Origin of the sequence: Microbacterium salsuginis (assembly GCF_012524205.1) — a bacterium.
In the GTDB taxonomy this organism is placed as follows: domain Bacteria; phylum Actinomycetota; class Actinomycetes; order Actinomycetales; family Microbacteriaceae; genus Microbacterium; species Microbacterium salsuginis.
On record NZ_JABACI010000004.1, the window covers coordinates 309,766 to 331,528 of the forward strand.

A 21,763-nucleotide genomic window follows, 5' to 3' on the forward strand; every position below is an offset into this window, starting at 1 on the left:
AATGAGGGAAGCGGCGACGCCGTCACGAACGCCGAATCGATTCGAGTGACGACGTTCCATTCTCTCGCAGAGCCCTGGCCCGGCGAAATCGGCTCAGCGCGCCCCGTCGACGCGGGGTCGCGCCCGCCACGCGACGGTCGCGGTGATCGACGCGCTGAGCACGACGAACGCGCCGAACAGCGGTGCGCCGGTCAGCGAACGGGTGCCGCGGGCACGGGTTCGCTCGTCACGGCTGTGCGCTCGGGCGCAAGCAGCCGGGGTGAGGCGCTCTGCCGTCCGTAGGTCTCGAGAAGGCGCAGCCAGATCTCGCTCATCGTCGGATAGGCCGGGACGGCGTGCCAGAGACGGGCGAGAGGCACCTCCCCGACGATCGCGAGCGTGGCCGCCTGCAGCAGCTCAGCCACATCCGGCCCGACGAAGGTCGCACCGATGATCACCGAGCGGTCCTCGTCGACGACCATGCGGGCCTGCCCGCGATAGCCGTCCGCGTGCACGCTCGCGCCGGCGACCCAGCCGATCTCGTAGTCGACCGCGCGAACGCGGTAGCCGACGGCGATCGCGGCATCCGCCGTGAGCCCCACCGAGGCGACCTCGGGATCCGTGAACGTCACCTGCGGCACCGCCGCGTGGTCGGCGCTCGCCACGTGGGCGCCCCACGCTGCATCAGACACCACGGTGCCGTTCGCCCGAGCGGCGATCACATCACCCGCCGCGCGCGCTTGGTACTTTCCCTGGTGCGTGAGGAGGGCGCGGTGGTTCACGTCGCCGACGGCGTACAGCCAGTCGAAGCCGGGAACGCGCAAGGTGTCATCGGTGTCGAGCCACTGACCGGGGGTGAGCCCGATCGTCTCGAGCCCGAGGTCGGTGGTGCGCGGAGTACGTCCGGTCGCGACGAGCAGCTGCTCGGCGCCGATCGCGTCACCGGCCGAGGTCTCGACGGTGAATCCGGACTCGCCGCGGCTGACGCGGACGGGCTCGGTGCCGAGCAGCACGTCGACACCCTGCTCGCGCAGCGCCTCCGTGACCCGCTCACCCGCGAAGGGCTCCATACCGGCGAGCAGCGTGCCTCGCGAGATGAGCGTCACCAGCGTGCCGAAGGCGGCGTAGGCGGTGGCCATCTCGGCTGCGACGACGCCGCCGCCGATGATGGCGAGGCTCCTCGGGACCTCCCGGACGCTCGTGGCCTCGCGGCTCGTCCACGGACGGGCATCGCGCAGGCCGTCGATGTCGGGAACGTAGGCGTCCGATCCGGTGGACACGGCGACTGCATGGCGGGCGACCAGCATAAGGGTGCCCCCGTTGGGCGTCGTCACCGTGACTTCGCGGATACCGCTGATGCGGCCGTGGCCGCGCACCAGGTCAATCCCGGCGCTCTTCACCCAGGAGACCTGGCCGGCGTCCGACCAGTGGCTCGTGAACGCGTCGCGACGGGCGAGCACCGCCGCGACGTCGAGGTCACCGGTGATCGCCTCGGCGGCGCCGGGGACGCTGCGGGCAGCGCGGAGTGCGGCCGACGAGCGCAGGAGCGCCTTCGAGGGCATGCACGCCCAGTACGAGCATTCGCCGCCGAGCAGTTCGTGCTCGACGATGACGGCGCTCAGGCCGCCCTGCACGGCGCGGTCGGCGATGTTCTCGCCCACCGCACCGCCGCCGAGGACGATGAGGTCGTATTCCTGGATGAGGGTGGTGTCGAGGGTCTTCATGATGCTCAGCGCTCTTCCTGTGCTTCGCTCGTTGCCGGGGTGTCGGTGTCGGATGCTGCTCGGTCGGCGGCTCCGGCGCTCGCGCGCAGGAGCGCCGTCGCGATCTCGCGACCGAGCAGCTGTTCGTAGATCCACATGGTGGTGATCTCCCTGATGGCGGTCGCGGGCTCAGGCCGCGCCCGTGGTCGCATCCGCGACCAGCCGGTAGCCGAGAGCCGCGAGCGCATTCGTCATGTGCGCGGCGTACCACTCGGGCCATTCGTCGTCGTGCACGCCGCCGAGCTCCTCGGCTTCGAACACGCCGTGGGCCGCTGCGGCTCCCTTGAGGACATCGAGGATGACCTCGTTCGTCGTTGCGTCCATGCGTCGTCTCCGTCCGTGCGCTTCGCTCAGCGACCGGGGAGGCGGTCAGTGATCTCCTGAAGGAGCCACTCGTTGCCATCGGGATCGGCGAACGTCGCGAACGAGCTGTAGCTCGCGCGCTCGGGGTGCGCTCCGGGGATCCGGTGCTCGACGCCGGCCCGGACGAACGGGTCGGCCTCGTGGAAGATCTCCGACACCTCGATGCCGCGCGCGGCGATCTCCGCGCGGGCGGCTTCGATATCGGGCACGGCCACGAGGAGACCGCGAACGGATCCCGCCGGCGCCGTCGTGATCCCGGTGCCGAAGATGATGGACGCGGTGGATGCCGGGGGCGTCAGCTGGACGATCCGATACCCCTCGTCGACGATGAAGTCGGCGTCGAGACGGAAGTCCAGTCGCTGGTAGAAGTCCTTCGCGATGTCCACGTCGGAGACGGGGAGGACGATGACTTCGAGTTTCAGTTCCACGATTGACTCCTAATTTAGGACCATTTGGTCCGTGTGAGGGAGTCAACCGTTCAGTTGCCGTACTGTATTCCCATGGCGACGAGAAAGTACGAAGATGCCTGCGGCATCGCCCGCTCCCTCGACGTGATCGGCGAGCGGTGGGCGCTGCTCGTCGTGCGGGAACTCGTCTTCGGGCCCAAGCGGTTCACCGACCTGCGCGCCGGACTGCACGGCATCAGCCAGAACGTGCTGAGCCAGCGCCTGCGCGATCTCGAGGCGGGTGGCGTGGTCCGTCGCACGGTGCTCGGCCCGCCCGCGAGCGTCCAGGCCTACGAGCTGACCCCACGTGGCCACGCGCTCGAGCCGGTGCTCGTGGCCATGTCCCGGTGGGGCGCGCTCACCCCCGTGGCGCCCGGGTCGGAGATGAGCAACGATGCCTTCGCCCTCGCACTGAAGGCACTCCACGCGCCGACGGCACCCGGCGGCTTCCGCGGGCGTGCGCGCCTGAAGCTCGTGCGCGACGCGTTCGACGTGCGGATCGACGGCGAGACGATCGAGGTGACACGCGCGTTCGGCGCCGATCCCGAGCTCGTCATCGAGGCATCCGAATCGGTGCTGCGGGCGGTCATCTTCCACCGCCGAACACTCGACGATGCGGTCACGGCCGGAGAGGTGCGCATCGCCGGCGATCGCCGGCAGGCGGCCGCCTTCCTCGAACGCTTCGCGCTCCCGCAGCTCGCCGAGGACGGCCCCGCCGCCTGACGGGCGCCCGCGACCTGAGGGACGGGGGTTGCGCTAGCGTCGGGCATATCGCGCTTCCTCGACCGGCTCGAGCCGCGCCAGGAAAGGTCACCCGAATGAGATCCCACAACCCCGCGAGCGTCTTCCCGCCCTACCGGAACTACGCCCACGCCGTCGAGGTGCCGCCCGGAGCGCGCACCCTCTACATCAGCGGCATCAACGGCTACGACGAGACGGGCACCGAGTTGCCCGACGATTTCAGCGGCCAGGTCACGAACGTGTGGGCCCACATCGGCAGCATCCTCGCCTCCGCCGGCATGGAGTACCGCGACCTCGTCTCGTTGCGGTTCTTCCTCACTTCCGCCGATTTCGACCCCGCCAACGTCGAAGCCCTGCGGGCGCACCTCGGCGACCATCTGGCGGCACGCACCGTCGTGGTCCAGCAGCTCCTCGAACCGGGGTGGCTCGTCGAGATCGAGGCGATCGCGGCACGAGTCGATTGAGTTCCACCCACCTCGGCTGAGTTCGACGCTCACGGCGTGGCTCCAGCCTGCCGCGGTCCGGTGGTCTCAGCGAGCCCAGGACGAGCGCCCGAAGCGCTCCCAGCGCTCGACGACGCGCGGGGACGCGGCATCCGTTCCCGGCTCGTACACCGCACGACCCTCGATGAAGACGCGCTCGACGTGCGAATCGACCGCGAGCGGGTCGTCCGACCACACCACGACGTCTCCGTCGCGGCCCACCTCCAGCGCACCGACGCGTTCGTCGAGCCGCAGGATCTCGGCCGGGTTCGTCGTCAGCGCCTGCAGCGCCGTGGCTGCCGGCAGCCCCTCGCGCACGGCGAGGATCGCCTGCAACCTGATGTGGTCGATCGGCACCACGGGGTGGTCGGTCGTGATGGCGACCTTCACCCCTGCTTCGGCGATGAGCGCGAGGTTGCCGATCGCGCGGTCGCGCAGCTCGACCTTCGAGCGCGAGGTCAGCATCGGGCCGAAGATGACCGGGATCTGCTTCTCGGCCAGCACGTCGGCGATCTTGTGCGCCTCGGTGCCGTGGTTCACGACCAGCGTGTAGCCGAACTCCTCTGCGATGCGGATCGCCGTCGCGATGTCGTCGTGGCGATGGCAGTGCTGATCCCACACCAACTCGCCCGCGAGCACCGCCGCGAGCGTCTCCTTGCCGAGGTCCCGCTCGAACGGCTCTTCCTTCTCGGCGGCTGCGGCCCGCTTGTCGGCGTAGGTCCGTGCAGCGACGAACGCTTCGCGGAGGACGGATGCCACGCCCAGGCGTGTCGACGGGGTCTGCTTGCGGTCTCCGTACACGCGCTTGGGATTCTCGCCGAGCGCGGATTTCACCGACACGTCGGCGGCGAGGATCTGCTCGTCGACCGTCCGCCCGCCCCACGTCTTGATGGCGACGGTGCGCCCGCCGATCGGGTTGCCCGAGCCGGGCTTGACGACGGCAGTGGTCACTCCGCCGCGCAGCGCGTCGCGGAACCCGACCTCCTCGATGTCGATCCCGTCGAGGGCGCGGAAGCGCGCGCCGTTCGGGTCGGTCATCTCGTTGGTGTCCTCGCCCGACCAGCCCTCGCCGTCCTCGTGCACCCCCAGGTGCCCGTGCGACTCGACGAACCCGGGAAGCACCCAGCGCCCAGACGCGTCCACGACGTGCGCTCCCTCCGGCACCGGAGTCTCCGGCCCGCCGATCGCGGTGATGACGCCGTCCGTGACGATCACCGTGCCACCGGGGATGGGAGCGGAGCTGACGGGGACGAGGTGACCGCCGGTCACGGCGAGGATGCGAGCCATGCCTCCAACCTACGACGCGCCGCCTCACGCACTCGCTCGGCGCTCGACAGCACGCGCGCTGCCGGGGCACGATCGGTGGATGAGCAATCAGGCGCCGGTGATGCGCGGCTTCCGCCAGGTGGACGTCTTCGGTCAGGGCTCGACGAGCGGGAATCCGGTCGCCGTCGTCCTCGACGCGGAGGACCTCGACGACGAAGCGATGCGGCGGTTCTCGGTATGGAGCAACCTGTCGGAGTGCACGTTCGTGCTGCCGCCGACCATGCCGGAAGCCGACTACCGGGTGCGGATCTTCAACCTCAGCACCGAGCTGCCGTTCGCGGGGCATCCGACGCTCGGCACCGCCCGGGCGTGGCTCGACGCCGGCGGTACCCCGGCGGATCCCCGGCTGCTCGTGCAGGAGTGCGGCGCCGGGCTGGTGCCCGTCCGAATCGACGGCGACCTCCTCGCCTTCTCGGCACCGCCGCGCATCCGCTCCGGTCCTGTCGAGCCCGGCCTGGTCGCAACCGTGGCCGACATCCTCGGCGTCGACGCGGCGCAGATCCTCGACGCCGAATGGCTCGACAACGGCCCGGGCTGGGTGGGCATGCTGCTCACCGACGCGAAGACCGTCCTCGGTGTGCGCGCCGACTCCTCGAGACATCCGGGTCCGTGGGACATCGGCATCCTGGGCCTGCACGAGGACGGTGCGGATGTCTCGCTCGAAGTGCGCGCGTTCTTCACCGATGGCAGCGAGCCGCTCCGGGAGGATCCGGTCACCGGCAGCCTCAACGCCGCCGCCGCAGAATGGCTGATCGCGCGGGGCAGTCTCTCGGCTCCGTATACCGCAGCACAGGGCACAGCGATGGGACGGCGTGGTCGAGTGCACGTCAGTGCCGACGACGACCGCCTCTGGGTAGGCGGCCGCACCGACGTGGTCATCTCGGGCCACATAAGCCTCTGACCCGGGAGGGCCGCGCGCGGTGCCGGGATGGAAGACTCGCGGCATGTCCTCCACCCCCGTGCTGTTCATCGCCGCCGCGCTCCTGGTCGCACTCGGCCTGTTCCACTCGATCCTCGGCGAGCGGTACATCATCCGGCGCCTGCTGCGGAGGGAGGATCTGCCCAAGCTCTTCGGCGGGCGGGAATTCACCGCCGGCACGATCCGCTTCGCGTGGCACATCACCACGCTCCTGGCGCTCGGCGTCGCCGCCGTGCTCGTGCTCGTCGCGGTGGATGCCGAGCCGCGTGCCGTCGTCGCGGCGATCGGAATCACGTGCCTGGCGTGTGCCGTGCCGCCCCTCGTCTTCACGCGCGGCCGGCACCTGTCGTGGGTGGTCTTCCTGGCCGCAGGCACCCTCTGCCTCGTCGCATCGCTCGGCGCCTGAGAGGCATCCCGCGCCGTTTCCCGCCGATGTCTCGACGCGATGGCGCACGCTCGGAATTTACATCGCTTGCTATTCCCTCGTGTACTCACTAATCTGGCGCTGTCGTATCCGGCTCGTACGCCGTCGGCACCCGCGCCGGCAGGCCTCGCACACGAGGGGACTCAGATGAACCCGGACCGCAAGCCCGATGCCACCGACCAGTCGGATGCCCTGGCCGCCTTCGATGAAGTGCGGCGAAAGCTCTTCGGGATCGCCTACCGGATCACCGGCACCGCGGCCGACGCGGAGGACGTCGTACAGGAGACGTGGATCCGATGGCAGCTCTACGACCGATCCCTGGTGCGGGACGCGGCCGCGTTCCTCTCAACCATCGCCACGCGGCTCGCGATCAACGTCCTCACGAGCGCGCACACGACACGCGAGACGTACATCGGCCCCTGGCTCCCCGCTCCCACCGACACGACCGACGATCCGGCGCTCGGCGCGGAACGCGACGAGGCGCTGCACTTCGCGACACTGATCCTGATGGAGCGGCTCACGCCCTCCGAACGGGCGGCCTACGTGCTGCGCGAGGCGTTCGACTACCCCTATGCACGCATCGCCGCCATCCTCGAATCGACCGAAGCCGCCGCCCGGCAACTCGTCAGCCGGGCACGCAAGCGATTGACGGGTGAATCGGTCCGCGTGGAGGGACGCGACACCCATCGCACTTTCCTGGAGGCGTTCCTGCGCGCGGCGCGAGCCGGTGACACCGCGGAGCTCGAGATGCTCCTCGCCACCGACGCGATCAGCTACACCGACGGCGGCGGAGTCGTCCGGCACACGGCGCGACGCCCCATCTACGGCCGCGACAAGGTCGTGCGCTTCTTCGCGGGTCTCGCCCGCTGGTTCTGGACCGACATCGAGATCGTTCCGATGGAGGCCAACGGGCGCGCGGGCGCATACCTCGTGCACGGATCCGAGCTGGTCGCGGTGTTCACGGTGACGGTGCAGAACGGCGCGATCTCGCAGATCCTATGGATGATGAACCCCGCCAAGCTCGGGGCCGTCGCGAACGCCGGGCGGTGGCATCCGGCACGATCGGACTGGGTGGTCGCGAGCGCGCGGTCCCCGAAGGCGGAACTTCCCTCGCCCACGATCACCTCGCCCACGAGCGACTCGGGGTACAGTCGCGTGCATGGCTCGCGCAGATTCGAACCCGCCTGAGGTCGCTTTGGACGACATGGTCTGCTTCAACCTGCACGCGGCCTACCGTGCCGTCACCGCGGCCTACCGGCCGCTGCTCGAACCGCTCGGCGTCTCGTACCCCCAGTACCTCGTGCTCGCACTGCTCTGGCGCGACGGCGACCTTCCGGTCGGGCAGATCGTCGCCGGCCTGCGCTCCGACTACGGGACCATCACGCCCATCGTGAAGCGACTCGAGAAGCTCGGCTTCGTCGCGCGGACGCGCAACCCCGACGACGAGCGGTCGGTCGTCGTCTCGCTCACTGCGCAAGGGCAGGAGCTCGGCACACACGCACCGCGCATCTACAGCGCCATCGCCGACCGGTTCGGCTTCAGTGATGATCGAGCGGATGCCGCGCTCGACGTCCTCCGTACGATCACCGCCCGCGCGGGCACCGACATCTGAGCCCACGCGGGCGGAGACGGCCACTGGTCAGCGTTCGGCGGGCACGGCGCTCATCGCGGCGGTCGCGATGACGTCCGAGACGACACCGGACTGGGTCATGAAGAGCGCGTGGCTCGCCGACACGTTGGTGATGGCTGCTCCACTGCGCGTCGCCATGTGCTGGAGCATCGCCTGGTCGAACGACCTGTCCTCGGTCGCGATGACCGCCCACGTGGGCTTGTCGCGCCAGGCAGCGCGGGTGACCGCCGAGCCGAACACCGACATGTTGATCGGAATCTGTGAGTCGCGGAGGAACGCGGCGTCCTCGTCCGAGGCATCGTGGGCGAATCCGGCCTTGAACGATTCGGGGTTGAGGAAGCCGTAACCGTCCTCGCCGACGTCGATGACGAATTCCGGTGTCGCCGCGAAACCCTCGTACTGCTGGCCCGTCGTCTCCCCCGTGTCCGGCGCGAGTGCAGAGACGTAGACCAGGCCCGCCACCTTCGGGTGCACGCCCGCTTCGGTGATCACCGTTCCGCCCCAGGAATGCCCGACCAGGATGGTCGGCCCGTCCTGCCTGTCGAGCACGCGGGTCGTCGCGGCGACGTCATCCGCCAGCGAGGTGAGCGGATTCTGCACGATGCTCACGCGGTACCCGCGCGCCGTCAGGTTGTCGTGAACCCCGCGCCAACCGGAACCGTCGGCGAATGCGCCGTGGACCAGCACGACGTTCTTCACGCGATGGTCGGTCGATCCCGGAACGGGAACTGCCGTGGGGGCGTCGATGGTGCTCATGTCGTTGTTCCTCTCTTGCGGCTCCGGGAGCTTCCCGGGCGACTCTGCATCGGCGGCCGATCGACCGATCCGATGTGCAATATATTGCATGCAGTGTCTCAACGGAAGAGGCGGGGTTCTGATTCCCGGTTCGATGATTTTTGTGTGCAATATGTTTCATGCCCATTCCTCGTGGTACTCCCGCCGTCGACCGCACTCTGCTCCGGGACGATGTGTATCGGCGCCTCCGGGACGCCATCGTCGAGGGCACGTTCACACCGGGGGAGCAGCTCAAGGACGGCGAGCTGGCCGAATGGCTCGGCGTGAGTCGCACCCCGGTGCGCGAGGCTCTGCTGCGACTCGCGTCAAGCGGACTGGTGGTCGCGCTTCCCGGTCGGTCCACCACTGTCAGCGCCGTCGATGCTCCCGCGGTGCGCGACGCGAGAGACGTCGTCGCCGCGATGCACGAGTTGGCGGTGCGGGAAGTCACCGGCCGACTGAGCGATCGCGACGTGGAACGGATGCGGGAGGCCAACGGCCGATTCGCCGCTGCGGTCTCATCCGGTGATGTCGGAGCCGCCCTCGACGCCGACGAGGAACTGCATCGCATCCCGGTCGTGGCGCTCGGGAACCACGCCATCGAAGCGGTGCTGGAGCAGTTCGGCCCGCTCGTGCGTCGAGCCGAGAGACTGCGATTCGACCTGGATGGCCAGGCGTCCACCGAGCAGCACGAGCGGCTCATCGACCTCATCGCGGCGGGAGATGCCCCAGGCGCCGCCGCCGTCGCGTTCGAGATCTGGCGCAGCCTGCCCGCCGAACCGGAGGGCTGAGAACTCGGCTGCGGCGAAATGCAATGCCGTTCCATGCTTCTGCTTAGCCGGGAACGAGCCGTCGCTACTCGAGCCGGGACCGTGGTGGTGGCGCAACGCGCGTGTTATCAATGACCCCATGCACTCCTGCGGGATGGTGGCTGAATGAGCGCGATCCGGGATTCGGATGACTCGCGCCACACAGGATCGCTGCCGCTAGGCCGATCGACCCGCCCGGTGCCGGCCTCCGTATGGCGTGCGGCGTGCGTCGCACTCCTCGCGAACTCTGCGGATACCTTCTTGCTGTTCCTTCTTTTGTGGATCGCTCAGCCGCAGGGATGGTCCGGCATCCAGACAGCGCTCGTGGTCCTGGCGTTGCGACTTCCGACCCTCGCCGCTGGCGTCCTGATCGGCCGCGCGATCGACCGTTGGGGCATCCTCCTGCCCATGTTGATTGATCTGACGGGGCGCTCCGGGCTCCTGACGGTCCTGTTCCTCTTGTCGCGAGGAGGCGACGTACCGCTGGCTGCGGTGCTGGTGCTGGGCGGACTCGCAGGCACCCTCTCGCCCGCGACCTATGCCGCCATCCGCACCCTTGTGCCCCGGATCGTGACGGGGAGGCATCTGGTGAAGGCGAACGCGGTCGTGGCGGTCAGCGACCAGATCCCCCTCCTACTTGGAACGATACTTCTCGCACCCGCAATCGCCGCCTTCGGCGCTGCGGGTAGCCTCGCTGTCCCGGTGGTGCTGCTACTCCTCGCATTGAGCTTGGCAGTCACGCTCCCCCGCGGCACCACCTCACGCACTGCGCGCACACCCCCCACCGACGGTGGCGCGCGCCGCCGCAACTGGACGACTCACATCGTGGCAATCGTGGCGTTGTCGACGATGTACTACTTCGTCTACGGCCCCTTCGAGACCGCCGCTCCCGCGTACGTCCGCGACCAGCTCGCGGGGGATGAGACGACGTACGGGTTGCTGTGGACCCTGTTCGGCGTCGGGGCCTTGGCCGCCCTCCCGTTCGCACCGCGACTCGCGCGCCGCCGGCCGGGCGTGGTGAACGCCGTCGGGGCGATCGTGTGGGGTCTCGTCATGCTGCCGCTCGCGTTCATCCAGACACCTGTTGTGGCGGCGGCGGTCTTCCTGATCGGCGGGCTGGTGTGGGGTCCTTACACGACAGTCGAGACCAGCGCGCTCCAGCGATGGGTCGATCCGGCAAAGCATGGCGCCGTCTTCGGCCTGCAACGAAGCCTCCTCACGACCGCCACCCCGCTGGGCGCAGCCTGTGGCGCGATTGCACTGGAGGCCGTCCCGCCCGGGATCGTCCTGGGTGCGAGCGCGGCCGCCTGCTCACTGGCCGGCGCGGCCGCCCTCCTGATCCGAGGCCTGCGTACGGCCCGCTGAGTCGACACGGGGCCCGAGAGAAAACCCGGCGGGCTCCCGCTCGTGTGGGGGACTATCCGAAGTCGCCGGGGGCCATGTCGGTGAAGCGGGAGAAGTGGCCCTGGAAGGCGACCGTGATCGTGTCGGTCGGCCCGTTACGGTGCTTGGCCACGATCAGGTCTGCCTCGCCGGCGCGAGGGGACTCCTTCTCATAGGCCGCTTCGCGGTGCAGCAGCACGACCATGTCGGCGTCCTGCTCGATCGAGCCCGACTCTCGGAGGTCGGACAGTGCGGGCTTCTTGTCGGCGCGCTGCTCGGGACCACGGTTCAGCTGCGACAGTGCGATGACCGGGCACTGCAGTTCCTTCGCGAGAAGCTTCAGCGCCCGCGAGAACTCCGAGACCTCCTGCTGGCGTGACTCGACGCGCTTGCCCGAGGTCATGAGCTGCAGATAGTCGATGACCACCATCTTCAGCCCGGCGCGCTGCTTGAGCCGGCGGCACTTGGCACGGATCTCGACGAGCGTCATGTTGGGGCTGTCGTCGATGTAGAGAGGAGCGTCGTTGATGCGACCGCGCGTCGCGGCGATCGTCGTCCAGTCGCGCGAGTCGAGTGTGCCCTTGCGCATCGACTGCAGCGGCACAGCGCCCTCGGCGCTCATCAGGCGCATGGCGATCTCGCTGCGCCCCATCTCGAGCGAGAAGAAGATGGTCGGCATGTCGTGCTTGATCGCCGCCGCGCGGGCGAAGTCGAGGGCGAGCGTCGACTTACCCATCGCGGGACGTGCGGCGATGATGATCATCTGCCCCGGGTGCAGGCCGTTGGTCAGCTGGTCCAGACCCGAGAAACCGGTGGGGATGCCGGTCATCTGGCCGTCGCGACCGCGGGCCGCCTCGATCTCTTCGACCGCGGCATCCACCGCGATCGTCAGCGGCACATAATCCTCGGCGGCCTCGGCACCCGTGACCGAATAGATCTCCGCCTGGGCATTGTTGACGAGATCCAGCGCTTCGCCCTGGCCGGAGTAGCCCATCTGCACGATCTTCGTGCCGGCCTCGACGAGCCGGCGCAGCAGGGCGCGCTCGGACACGATCGACGCGTAGTAGCCGGCGTTCGCCGCCGTCGGCACGATCGAGGTGAGGGTGTGCAGGTAGTCGGCGCCCCCCGCGCGCTGCAGCTCGCCGGTCTTGATGAGCTCGTCGGTGACGGCGACGACGTCCGTCGGCTCACCGTGCGAGTAGAGGGTGAGGATGGCCTCGAAGATCAGCTCGTGCTTCGGGATGTAGAAGTCGGTGCCGCGGAGCGTCTCGATCACGTCGGCGACGGCATCCTTCGACAGCATCATCCCGCCGAGGGCGCTCTGCTCGGCGAGCAGGTCGTGCGGGGGAGTGCGCTCGTATTCGCGCGGGCCGCCCATGCGCTCTTCGGAGATGTCAGCGATCGACATAGGGTGCGAGTCCTCCTGATCGGTCGTTCACATCATCCGGGCATGGTCCGACATCGCCCTGCCGGAGGGGCGATTCAAGCGGCGCGCGCCAACGCATCACTGCCGTGGCGCACGGTATCGAAGAGGAGCGGCGCTGGTCACGCACCCGCGGACGCCCTTCCCGAGTGGGCCGCACCCCACGCTAAGGACGGCCTCGGAGACACGCAACACAGCCTGTGGATAACTATGTGGAGAGTCTGCGAGAAACGCCGACAGACCTGTGAACAACCGCTGTGGACAAACACCCGCGTTTCGTCGACATGGCACTGATATTGTCCGGCTGACCTGGTTCTTTCAGTTCCACAGCCTGTGGAGGAAGATGTGGTTGAAGTGCCGCTTGAAGGTTGTGTGCCGACGGCCCGCCTGTGTACAAAGTTCGGGCAGTCCGGCGCCGTTCCGCGCATGTGATCGCACAAAGAGCCCGCGATGCGCGACAACCCGCGAGAATGCTGGACACGGCGCGCACGGAGGCGTACTCTCTGAGGTCCAGGCACCCTCACGCACGTTCCGTCCGGAGCGTGTGGCGTTGTTCGTCGTGGGAGGTGAACGTGGAGATCGCAACCTCGGGGCAGCTGCCCAAGGTCGTGCGACTGGCCCTGATCGGGGTCGGTGCCGCGTTCGCCTGGATCGCTCTCTCGTTCGTGCTCGGCCTCGGCGCCTCGAACGCGAATGCAGCGGAGTCCGACGACGGCCTGCTCGGGGGTGCACTCGGTGCGGTGACATCGCTGGTCGATGAGACCGCGTCGACGGTCACGGGCACCGTCTCGGGCGTGACGACCGGGGTCACCGGCGTCGTGAACAGCGTCGTCGACGTGGCCCCCGCTCCCGTGCAGCAGCCGGTGAGCCAGGTCGTCCAGTCGGTGGGTGCCGTCGTCACGGCGGTCACCCAACCCGTCTCCGACGTCGTCTCCGGCGGCGTCGTGAGCGGCATCACCCAGCCCGTGGTCGATGTCGTCACCCAGGTCCCCGTCGTCGGCGGGATCGTCTCGGGCATCGGGCTCGACGACGCTGTCACCGACCTCGGCGAGACCGTCGACGACACCCTCGGCGGCGTCGTCGACGTGGTCGACGAGACGGGCGCCACCGTGGGTCAGCCCCCGACCGGCGCACCGCTTCCGGGCACGCCGGCGCTCCCGGGCATCCCGGATCTTCCACTTCTTCCGGGCGGAGCCGGCCCGGCCGACGCCGGTCAGGTCCTCACGGCCGACGCGCTCAGCGAGACGGTGGCGGATGCCGCCGCCGTGGCCTCCGCGAAGCCGAGATCGCTCTCGGCGGCATGGTCTTCCGATGGCGATTCAGCCGTCGTCCACAGCTCGGTCGCCCCTTCGGCGACCTTGCCCGGCACCTCTGGTGTGCCCGGCAACGGGGCAGGACTCTGCCTCGCCACTTCTTCCGCGGGACCCGGTGGTGCGGGTCCCGGCGCCTGGGCGATCTCGGCCCTCGGACCCCTCGATGCAGACCGTGCCTGGACGCATCGAGCCGGCCCTGAGGACGACCACGCCCCGCCGGCGCCTGTCGGTTCCACCGACGTCTCCCCTGACTGATCGGCTCACCGCCGCCTTCCTCGCCTCTGCGAGCACCGGCGGCTGAGCATCAGCGCGTCCTCACGCGCTGTCAACCGATCAATCCATTAAGGGGAACCTCATGCGCACTTTCATCAAGCGCGCCCTCTGGGGCACGCTTCTCGCCGGCGGCATCACGCTGCTCGGCGCGACGGTCGCCAATGCGGCCGAACCACCAACCGATCCCGACCTTCTCTCGTCCGTCGTCGCCGACGACGGCCTCGTCGACTCGCTCGTCGGCGACAGCATCGTCGAGCCCATCCTGGGCGACGACGGCGCCGTGGCTCCGGTGACGGACGCCGTCGCCGAGGTCGTGGACGAAGTCACGAACACCACTGCCGGCACCACCGTCGTGGACGCACTCGTAGGCGACGACAGTGCTCTCAACGACGTCGTCGGAGACAGTGCGCTCGTCGAGGGCGGCACCGTCGGAAACGTCGCGGCGAACGTCGACGCCGTCGTGAACGATGTCGCCGCCGGCGACCTCGACGCGGCGGTCACCGACCTCGGCGTCACCGTCGAGGACCTCGGTGCCGACCTCGGTGAGACGGTCACCGACGCCGCGGCCAACACCGACGACCAGGTGATCGACGGCATCGTCGACGACCTGCTCACCGACACCCTCGGTCTCCTCGACGGAGTCCAGAACGGTGACGACACGGGCGGCGACCTGAGCGATCTGGTCCAGAACCTCGGCGACAACACCGCGGACGCGACCGACACCACCGGTCTCGCCCAGGACGCACTCGAGACCACACTCGAGGGCGGCCCGACGTCGACGCCGGCCACGCCGGTCGATGACGCGGACGGCCTGCTGACCGGCCTGACCGAGGACAACGGCCTCCTCGACGGGCTGGCCGGTGACAGCGTGCTCGACCCGATCCTGGGCAACAACGGCGCGCTCGAGCCTGTCACCGACGCGGTCGGCGACCTGCTGGACGGCGTCACCGGAACGACCGGTGGCAGCGTCATCCTGGACGGCCTGCTCGGTGAGGACTCCGGTCTGAACGACGTCGTGGGCGACGGCATCCTGGTCGAAGGCGGACTCGTCGGAAATCTCGTCGACAACGGCGACAACACCATCGACGACCTGCTCGACGGAGACATCGACAACGTGATCGAGGACCTCGGCACCACCGTGTCGGACCTCGGCTCCGACCTCGGTACGACGATCACCAACGCGACGGAGAACACCGCCGACCAGGTGATCGACGGTCTCGTGAACGACGGACTCAATGACGCGGGCACGATCGTCGACGAGCTGCTCAACGGCGGCGACGTGATCGGTGCGATCTCGGACACGGTGCAGAACGCGGCGGACAACGTCGCCGATGCCACCGACAGCACCGGCCTCGTCGATGACCTGCTCACCGACCTGCTCGGCGACACCGACCCGACCGATCCGACGGACCCCACGGACCCCACGGACCCGACCGATCCGACGGACCCGACCGATCCGACGGACCCGACGGACCCCACGGACCCGACGGACCCGACGGACCCGACGGACCCGACGGACCCGACGGACCCGACCGATCCTACGGACCCGACGGACCCGGGCACTCCGAGCAACCCCGGTGACGGCGGCAACAACAACGTCACGGGTTCGAGCTCGGCGGCTGGTGACGCCTCTGGACTCGCCACGACAGGAGGAGCGGGCGCGCTTCCCGCGCTGCTGATGGGGCTGCTGCTCCTGATGGCCGGCGTGATCGCGCGCGTGTCGCGGCGCCGCTCCGCGTAAAGGGCGCGGGGCACCTTGCGTTCCCCGAACGCCCCTCGCCCCGACCCCGCGTGAGCACGCGGGAGGGCCGTCCCCAAGCCGGCCCTCCCGCACCTCTCCCTTTCGGATCGCAGCGGCTCGCCATGCCTGGATCGGGCCGCTGCGATCCGGATCAACAAGCAACGGATGCCGCGAACCGGGGGGCTCGCGGCATCCGTTCTGCTGTTCGCGCCTTACTTGGCGGCGACCACCTGCAGAGTGATCACGGCGGTGAGGTCGTCGCGCAGACGAACCGTCGCCTCGTGCTCGCCCACCGACTTGATCGGAGAGGTGATGTGGATCTTGCGCTTGTCGAGGTCACCGAGGCCCGCGGCCTTGACGGCGTCGGCCACGTCGGTGGTCTTCACCGAACCGAAGAGGCGACCCTCTGCGCCGGCCTTGACGGCGAGGCGGACCTTGTTGGACTCGAGGGCGTCCTTGAGAGCGACGGCCTCTTCGTGGTCGTGGATCGCGCGCGACTCGCGGGCGGCGCGGATCGACGCCACCTGCTTCTCGCCACCGCGGGTCCATGCGACCGCGAAGCCCTGGGGGATGAGGTAGTTACGGGCGTACCCGTTCTTGACCTCGACAACGTCACCGGCGCCACCGAGCCCGGCGACCTCGTTCGTGAGAATGAGCTTTGCCATGTCGGTACTCCTTAGCGGCCAGCGCCGGCGTAAGGCAGGAGCGCCATTTCGCGCGCGTTCTTGATCGCGCGAGCGATCAGACGCTGCTCCTGCACCGAGACACCGGTGATACGACGGGCGCGGATCTTGCCGCGCTCCGAGATGAACTTGCGAAGAGTGGCGACGTCCTTGTAGTCGATGACGCCGACACGGATCGCCTTCGCGGGGGCGGCGTTCTTCGCGCCCTTCCGCGGCTTCCGGCGATCGCCGGTTGCCTTTCCAGCCATGGTGCTTCCTTACGTTTCCTTGATCGGATGCCGAAGCCTCGGCATCCGGAATCTGCTTCTGAGATCAGCCCTTAGAAGGGTGTGTCGTCGCCGTAGGCGCCCGGGGCAGCCCACGCGTCGGCGTTGCCGCCGGCGCCTGTCGAACCGGGGGTCGACCACGGCTCGTCGGCGACCTGAGCGGGACGCGACTGTCCGCCGCCCCCACCACCGGTGCCGCCACCGCCGGCTGCGCGGGTGACCTGAGCGGTCGCGTAGCGCAGCGACGGGCCGATCTCGTCGACCTCGAGCTCGATCGCGGTGCGGTTGTTGCCCTCGCGATCCTGGTAGCTGCGCTGCTTGAGGCGGCCGGTCGCGATGACCCGCATGCCCTTGGTCAGCGAACCGGCCACGTGCTCGGCGAACTCGCGCCACACGCTCGCGCGGAGGAACAGCGCTTCGCCGTCCTTCCACTCGTTGGCCTGGCGGTCGAAGTTGCGCGGCGTCGACGCGATCGTGAAGTTCGCGACGGGGAGGCCGTTCTGCGTGTACCGCAGTTCGGGATCAGCCGTGAGGTTTCCCACGACGGTGATGATCGTCTCGCCGGCCATGACCCTTAGGCCTTCGCTGCCTTGGCGGTCTTGCGGGCGGCACGCTCGTCGGCACGCTGCTTCTCGGACGCGATCATGGCGATCGCCTCTTCGGCGCGGAGCACCTTGGTGCGCATGATCTGCTCGCTGAGCTTCAGCTGGCGGTCGAGCTCCTGGGTGGCTGCGCTCGTCGCGGTGAAGTTGACGACGGCGTAGATGCCTTCGGTCTTCTTCTGGATCTCATACGCAAGGCGGCGCTTGCCCCAGATGTCGACGTTGTCGATCGAGCCACCATCGTTGGTGATGACCTTCAGGAACTTGTCGAGGTTCGGGCCGACCTGGCGCTCGTCGATCTCCGGGTTGAGGATGACCATGAGTTCGTACTGGTGCGTCACTTACCCACCTCCTTCGGACTAGAACGGCTGTCGGGCATTTCCCGGCAGCAGGAGGGTGTGTGCACGTCGTCCGGCTATCTGCGCAGGAGCGCAGTGCGGACAACCCTCCTATGGTACCGGATGCCTCGGCCGCTGCCGAATCGCCGCCATGGTGTCACATTCGCGCGGCCGGCACGGTCATCACTAATGCGAGGACGCCTCGCCGCGAGAACGCCCATCCGTCGAGGGAGGGATGACCATGAGCACCGTCTCGTTCATCAACCTGGCGATGCACGGGCATGTCAATCCCACTCTTCTGGTCGTCGCCGAGCTGGTGCGTCGCGGGCACACCGTGACGTACTGCACGACTCCCCGGTTCGCGCGCGCCATCGAGGCGGCGGGTGCGCAGGTCCAGCTTTACGCCGATGACGACTCCGTGCTGCCCGAGCATCCCACTCCTCTCGGCATGCTCGAGTCCCTCGTGCGAGCCGCCGAGCGGAATCTGCCGACGGTGCTCGATGGACTCCGGCGCGCGCGTCCCGATCTCATCGTGCACAGCGCCGCCTGTCCGTGGGGACTCATCGCGGCGCGGACTCTGGACGTCCCGGCGGCTGCCTTGTTCACGACCTTCGCCTTCGGCAGCGGCACCCCGAGCCCGACCGGACCGGCCGGGCTCTGGACGAGCCTCGGCGCGCATCCGCGAAGCGCTGCGAGGTACTTCACCGGGCGCTCGTCGCTGGCTCGGCACTACGACACCGGAGGTCTTCCGCGGATCGATCTCGCGAACGTCACGGAGCCCCTGAATCTCGTCTTCACTTCCGCTGAGTTCCAGCCGCACTCCGAGCAGTTCGACAAGACGTACCGGTTCGTCGGGCCGAGCCTCGGCGCGCGTCCGCCCGATCCGTCCTTCCCCTCGGACGATCTGGCGGCCCCTGTCCTGCTCGCATCGCTCGGCACCGTGTTCGAGGCGCCGGTTCCGCTGCTGCGAGCGGTTGCGGACGGGCTCGCGCCGCTCGGAGGCACGGTCGTCCTCGCGACGGGACGCACCGCGCCGGAGGCTCTCGGCAGTCTTCCGCCGAACGTGATCGCGCAGCGCTTCGTTCCCCAGCCCGACGTGCTCGCCCAGGCCTCCGTGTTCGTGACCCACGGCGGCATGAACAGCGTGAACGAGGCCCTCTACGCCGGCGTGCCCATGCTCGTGATCCCGCAGGGTGCGGATCAGCCACTCGTGGCGGGGCGGGTCGTCGACCTCGGCGCGGGCATCGCGCTCGCCAACGCCGAGGCCACGGCGACGGTGATCCGGTCCCGGGCCGGACGGCTGCTCTCCGAACCGGGATTCCGTGAGCGGGCCGTCGCTCTGCGGCAGGCTCAGCGCGCGGCCGGCGGGCATGTGCGCGCGGCGGACGAGCTCGAGTCCTACGCGGGGCGAACCCGGCCCGAGCGCCGTGGCACTGTGCTGCGGAGCGGGCGATGAGCCCCGCGGTGATCGCCCTGCTGATCCTCGCGGGACTTTCGGAATCGGCGGGGCGCATCCTTCCGCTGCTCTCGCGTCGTGCGAGCACCTCGCGCGCGGAGATCCCCAAGCCGATCCTGTTCGGGCTGCTGCTCACCGGCGCGGTGATCGACGGCGCCGTCTTCGCACTGTGGCCCGTGTGCGCGTCCCTGATCGCGCCGTATCTGGGAGCCCCGGCCACCGCGACGCCGGCAGTGACGTGGACCGAGAGCCTGGTCGCCCCGCTCGTCGTCGCCGCGATCATCGCATTCCCCTTGATCGGCCCGCTGCTGCACGGTCTGCTGATCTTCGGCGTCGGGCTCGGGCTTCTCGATCAGCTGCTGGACTCGACGGGGATGTCCTGGCCGGCGGGCGCTGCATGCATCGCCGTCGCGGGCGTGGGCCTGGCGGCATCCGTCGGTCTCGTCCGGACGCTGGTAGGCCGCGTCGTCATGATCGGGCCGAAGCAGGAGCCGGCCCGATGAACCTCCTCCTGCTCGCACTGATCGTCGGCCCGATCATCCTCGCCGAAGCGCTTCTCGCACGATTCGAGGTGGTCATCTATGCGGCCGGCTGGAAGAGCCCCGTCACGCGCCTGCCGGAGGACCTGCCGTACGCACGCGGAGCACCGGCCGACCCTCCTCCGCAGAGCTACCTCGTGTATCTGGACGGCATCGGAAAGCGTCGGCTCACCGACACCCGCGACGGCGGCCGGCTCGTGCGCGCGATCCTCGACACCGCACCCGAACTGCGGGTACTCGGTCAGATCCAGCCGTACTCTCCGCTCGCACTGCCGCTGGCAGGGCGCCGAGTGTGGGACTGGCTTCGCCGGCGGCTCGGGATCCTCTTGTTCCTGCACAACGTCATGCAGACCTTCGTCGCCGCCGACCGGCGATACCGACCGCTCTACAACCGCGCCGTGGGGCAGCAGATCGCCGATCAGCTTCGCCGTGCCGGGTACCTCCCGGGCAGCGGTGTGCCGGTCGTGCTCCTGTCGTACAGCGGTGGCGCTCAGGTCGCGACGGGCGCCGTCTCCGAGCTCTTCACCCAGCTTGATGCGCCGCTGACCCTGATCGACATCGGCGGGTTCCACAACGGCGCGAACGACGTCTCAGCTGCGCAGCATGTGCATGACCTGACGAGCCGCTTCGACCGAGTATCAAGGGTCGGACGCTGGATCTTCCCGCATCGTTGGCCGCTCTACCGACAGAGCGCATGGAACCGGGCGCTGAACGCCGGCCTGGTGAGCGTGCACCATCTGGAACCCGCGACGCACGTCGGCCCTCGCAGCTACATCAGCCCGACGGCGACGCTTCCGGACGGGCGCACGCACCTCGAGCGCACCGCCGCCCTCGTCGTGTCGCTGATCCGCAGTCAGGACGTCGCCCGCCGGTAGACGTCGATCATCGCGGCGGTGCTCGCGGACTGCCGGAATCTGGAGGTCAGCACCGGATCGGGGCGAGGTGCGATGCCCTCCTCGATGTCGCCGCCGGCCCGGCGCAGCGTGCGGGCGAGCGCCTGAATTCGTGCGGCCTCGTCGGTGCGCTGTCCCACGAGCCAGTGCCCCGCGCCGACCTCTCGGGCGATGTCCGGATCGCACAGGATCGCGGGAGTGCCGAAGCACGCCGCCTCGAACACGGTCATCCCTTGCGTCTCGAACCCGATCGACGTCTGCACCAGCGCGTCCGCGTCCGCCATCCTCTTGAGCGCCTCCTCGTAAGGGAGCGTGCCGGTGAACCGCACGCGGGCGGCGATGCCTCGTCGCTCCGCCAGCCGGTTCGCAGCCGCGAGCTGGACGCCCCCGCCGATCACCTCCACCTCGCAGTCCAAGTCGTTCTCGGAGACCGCCTCCGCCACGGCCTCGAGGAAGGGCAGAGGACGCTTCTCCGGGCTCAACCGCCCCAGCCACACCAGCCGCACCGGTCCTGGACGGCGGCCGGCCGGCCGCCGTCCCGCGACCCGGTCGAGCGCGTCATCATCGATGCCGTTCCAGATGACGTCGACGTGGTCGAACACCCCATTGGCCTCCAGCCGCCGCGCGTAGTGACCGGAGGGCGCGGTCACCGCCGTGGCACCACGGGCCAGCGCGCGCAGGTACGCCCACGCGTCCACCCCGGTGTCGGCCGCGCCCCGAAGGCCGCGGAGAGCTCGGCGCCGCCAGCCGTTCAGTCCCCTCACGATGAGGTGCGGGAACGGCGTCGTCGCCTCCAATCCGGCGTCGATGCGACTGTGCATGGTGTGCACGACCGGCAGCCCGCGACGCGCCGCGAACCGGTAGCCGAGGAACGCTCCCCAGAATTCGCCCTGCACGTGGACCAGATCGGCCGCGGGACGATTCAGCAGCGCACGGTCGACGGCGTCATCGGCGTGCCGTCCCGGCCACGTGAGCGAATATTCGCGGTCGGGCGTGAGCGGGATGCCCGGCAGATCGAGATAGGCCGGGTCGTCCCCGTTCACCCGCCGCCTCGGCCCGTACCGGCGCGGGGCGACGACCGACACGGTGTGGCCGGCACGCTCGAGGAACCGGCGCTGAAGCCGCACGGTCACCTGCGCTCCGCCCAGGGCCTCGGCATGCTGGTCCGCGAAGATCACGATGTGCATCTGATGCGCC

At 69.2% G+C, this 21,763-nt stretch carries 25 protein-coding genes; 13 read left to right on the top strand and 12 right to left on the bottom strand.

Annotated features, from left to right (window positions below; genetic code table 11):
• Positions 1–191 precede the first annotated feature (191 nt).
• The 4 genes from HF576_RS13240 to HF576_RS13250 are packed head-to-tail and all read right to left on the bottom strand — an operon-like array spanning position 192 to position 2,533.
• Entirely contained in the window at positions 192–1,703 is a 1,512-nt protein-coding gene (locus HF576_RS13240; RefSeq protein WP_205835238.1) for a dihydrolipoyl dehydrogenase family protein, read from the bottom strand.
• Positions 1,704–1,708: 5 nt separating this feature from the next.
• Positions 1,709–1,840, bottom strand: coding sequence for a hypothetical protein (locus tag HF576_RS20625; RefSeq protein ID WP_277348931.1), 132 nt, complete (start codon positions 1,838–1,840; stop codon positions 1,709–1,711).
• Positions 1,841–1,871: 31 nt separating this feature from the next.
• On the bottom strand, positions 1,872–2,066 hold the full coding sequence (locus HF576_RS13245; protein ID WP_168913283.1) for a hypothetical protein: 195 nt from the start codon (positions 2,064–2,066) through the stop codon (positions 1,872–1,874).
• A gap of 26 nt (positions 2,067–2,092) precedes the next feature.
• A complete protein-coding gene (locus tag HF576_RS13250; RefSeq protein WP_168913284.1) occupies positions 2,093–2,533 on the bottom strand; it encodes a VOC family protein in 441 nt (146 codons plus the stop codon).
• A gap of 72 nt (positions 2,534–2,605) precedes the next feature.
• Between HF576_RS13250 and HF576_RS13255 the strand changes: the two genes are divergently transcribed.
• Complete coding sequence (locus HF576_RS13255; protein ID WP_168913285.1) at positions 2,606–3,274, top strand: winged helix-turn-helix transcriptional regulator; 669 nt, start codon at positions 2,606–2,608, stop codon at positions 3,272–3,274.
• A gap of 95 nt (positions 3,275–3,369) precedes the next feature.
• Positions 3,370–3,756: a RidA family protein gene (locus HF576_RS13260; protein WP_168913286.1), complete on the top strand. Its 387-nt coding sequence runs from the start codon at positions 3,370–3,372 to the stop codon at positions 3,754–3,756.
• A 66-nt stretch (positions 3,757–3,822) separates the two neighbouring features.
• Here the strand turns inward: HF576_RS13260 and HF576_RS13265 are convergent, their stop codons facing one another.
• Positions 3,823–5,061 (bottom strand): amidohydrolase, encoded by a 1,239-nt coding sequence (locus tag HF576_RS13265; protein ID WP_168913287.1) that lies wholly within the window; start codon positions 5,059–5,061, stop codon positions 3,823–3,825.
• Between the two features lie 79 nt (positions 5,062–5,140).
• Between HF576_RS13265 and HF576_RS13270 the strand changes: the two genes are divergently transcribed.
• From HF576_RS13270 to HF576_RS13285, 4 genes are all read left to right on the top strand, one after another.
• Positions 5,141–6,001: a PhzF family phenazine biosynthesis protein gene (locus tag HF576_RS13270; protein WP_205835239.1), complete on the top strand. Its 861-nt coding sequence runs from the start codon at positions 5,141–5,143 to the stop codon at positions 5,999–6,001.
• A 43-nt stretch (positions 6,002–6,044) separates the two neighbouring features.
• Complete coding sequence (locus HF576_RS13275; protein WP_205835240.1) at positions 6,045–6,425, top strand: hypothetical protein; 381 nt, start codon at positions 6,045–6,047, stop codon at positions 6,423–6,425.
• A gap of 165 nt (positions 6,426–6,590) precedes the next feature.
• Complete coding sequence (gene sigJ / locus HF576_RS13280) at positions 6,591–7,631, top strand: RNA polymerase sigma factor SigJ (protein ID WP_168913288.1); 1,041 nt, start codon at positions 6,591–6,593, stop codon at positions 7,629–7,631.
• On the top strand, positions 7,603–8,055 hold the full coding sequence (locus HF576_RS13285; protein ID WP_168913289.1) for a MarR family winged helix-turn-helix transcriptional regulator: 453 nt from the start codon (positions 7,603–7,605) through the stop codon (positions 8,053–8,055). The genes sigJ and HF576_RS13285 overlap by 29 nt, the downstream gene beginning before the upstream one ends.
• Before the next feature lie 27 nt (positions 8,056–8,082).
• Here the strand turns inward: HF576_RS13285 and HF576_RS13290 are convergent, their stop codons facing one another.
• Positions 8,083–8,829 (bottom strand): alpha/beta fold hydrolase, encoded by a 747-nt coding sequence (locus tag HF576_RS13290; protein WP_168913290.1) that lies wholly within the window; start codon positions 8,827–8,829, stop codon positions 8,083–8,085.
• Positions 8,830–8,987: 158 nt separating this feature from the next.
• On the opposite strand from HF576_RS13290, the gene HF576_RS13295 reads away from it, so the two are divergent.
• Together HF576_RS13295 and HF576_RS13300 are read left to right on the top strand one after the other, a co-directional pair.
• A complete protein-coding gene (locus HF576_RS13295) occupies positions 8,988–9,638 on the top strand; it encodes a GntR family transcriptional regulator (protein WP_168913291.1) in 651 nt (216 codons plus the stop codon).
• A 144-nt stretch (positions 9,639–9,782) separates the two neighbouring features.
• Positions 9,783–11,021, top strand: a complete 1,239-nt coding sequence (locus tag HF576_RS13300; RefSeq protein ID WP_277348932.1) for an MFS transporter — start codon at positions 9,783–9,785, stop codon at positions 11,019–11,021.
• 52 nt (positions 11,022–11,073) lie between these two features.
• Here HF576_RS13300 and dnaB read toward each other — a convergent pair whose 3' ends face one another.
• Positions 11,074–12,447, bottom strand: coding sequence for a replicative DNA helicase (gene dnaB, locus HF576_RS13305; protein ID WP_168913293.1), 1,374 nt, complete (start codon positions 12,445–12,447; stop codon positions 11,074–11,076).
• A gap of 587 nt (positions 12,448–13,034) precedes the next feature.
• Here dnaB and HF576_RS13310 point away from each other — a divergent pair.
• On the top strand, positions 13,035–14,030 hold the full coding sequence (locus tag HF576_RS13310) for a hypothetical protein (RefSeq protein WP_343234277.1): 996 nt from the start codon (positions 13,035–13,037) through the stop codon (positions 14,028–14,030).
• A 100-nt stretch (positions 14,031–14,130) separates the two neighbouring features.
• Positions 14,131–15,789: a hypothetical protein gene (locus HF576_RS20395; protein WP_240948908.1), complete on the top strand. Its 1,659-nt coding sequence runs from the start codon at positions 14,131–14,133 to the stop codon at positions 15,787–15,789.
• Between the two features lie 212 nt (positions 15,790–16,001).
• Here the strand turns inward: HF576_RS20395 and rplI are convergent, their stop codons facing one another.
• The 4 genes from rplI to rpsF form a co-directional block, all read right to left on the bottom strand.
• On the bottom strand, positions 16,002–16,454 hold the full coding sequence (gene rplI, locus HF576_RS13320) for a 50S ribosomal protein L9 (protein ID WP_168913294.1): 453 nt from the start codon (positions 16,452–16,454) through the stop codon (positions 16,002–16,004).
• A gap of 11 nt (positions 16,455–16,465) precedes the next feature.
• On the bottom strand, positions 16,466–16,720 hold the full coding sequence (gene rpsR / locus HF576_RS13325) for a 30S ribosomal protein S18 (protein ID WP_013584646.1): 255 nt from the start codon (positions 16,718–16,720) through the stop codon (positions 16,466–16,468).
• 71 nt (positions 16,721–16,791) lie between these two features.
• Positions 16,792–17,307: a single-stranded DNA-binding protein gene (locus tag HF576_RS13330; RefSeq protein WP_168913295.1), complete on the bottom strand. Its 516-nt coding sequence runs from the start codon at positions 17,305–17,307 to the stop codon at positions 16,792–16,794.
• A gap of 5 nt (positions 17,308–17,312) precedes the next feature.
• Complete coding sequence (rpsF, locus tag HF576_RS13335; RefSeq protein ID WP_168913296.1) at positions 17,313–17,681, bottom strand: 30S ribosomal protein S6; 369 nt, start codon at positions 17,679–17,681, stop codon at positions 17,313–17,315.
• A 238-nt stretch (positions 17,682–17,919) separates the two neighbouring features.
• Between rpsF and HF576_RS13340 the strand changes: the two genes are divergently transcribed.
• From HF576_RS13340 to HF576_RS13350, 3 genes are read left to right on the top strand one after another with little or no spacing between them, the layout of a single operon-like run.
• On the top strand, positions 17,920–19,134 hold the full coding sequence (locus tag HF576_RS13340; protein ID WP_168913297.1) for a macrolide family glycosyltransferase: 1,215 nt from the start codon (positions 17,920–17,922) through the stop codon (positions 19,132–19,134).
• Complete coding sequence (locus HF576_RS13345; RefSeq protein WP_168913298.1) at positions 19,131–19,637, top strand: hypothetical protein; 507 nt, start codon at positions 19,131–19,133, stop codon at positions 19,635–19,637. Before HF576_RS13340 ends, HF576_RS13345 begins: the two co-directional genes overlap by 4 nt.
• Positions 19,634–20,548 (top strand): hypothetical protein, encoded by a 915-nt coding sequence (locus HF576_RS13350; RefSeq protein WP_168913299.1) that lies wholly within the window; start codon positions 19,634–19,636, stop codon positions 20,546–20,548. The genes HF576_RS13345 and HF576_RS13350 overlap by 4 nt, the downstream gene beginning before the upstream one ends.
• On the opposite strand, the gene HF576_RS13355 is transcribed toward HF576_RS13350, so the two are convergent.
• The gene (locus HF576_RS13355) at positions 20,527–21,753 is read right to left on the bottom strand and encodes a glycosyltransferase (RefSeq protein ID WP_168913300.1); all 1,227 of its coding nucleotides are present in this window, start codon (positions 21,751–21,753) and stop codon (positions 20,527–20,529) included. The two genes, HF576_RS13350 and HF576_RS13355, sit on opposite strands and share 22 nt — an antisense overlap.
• Positions 21,754–21,763: the final 10 nt, after the last annotated feature.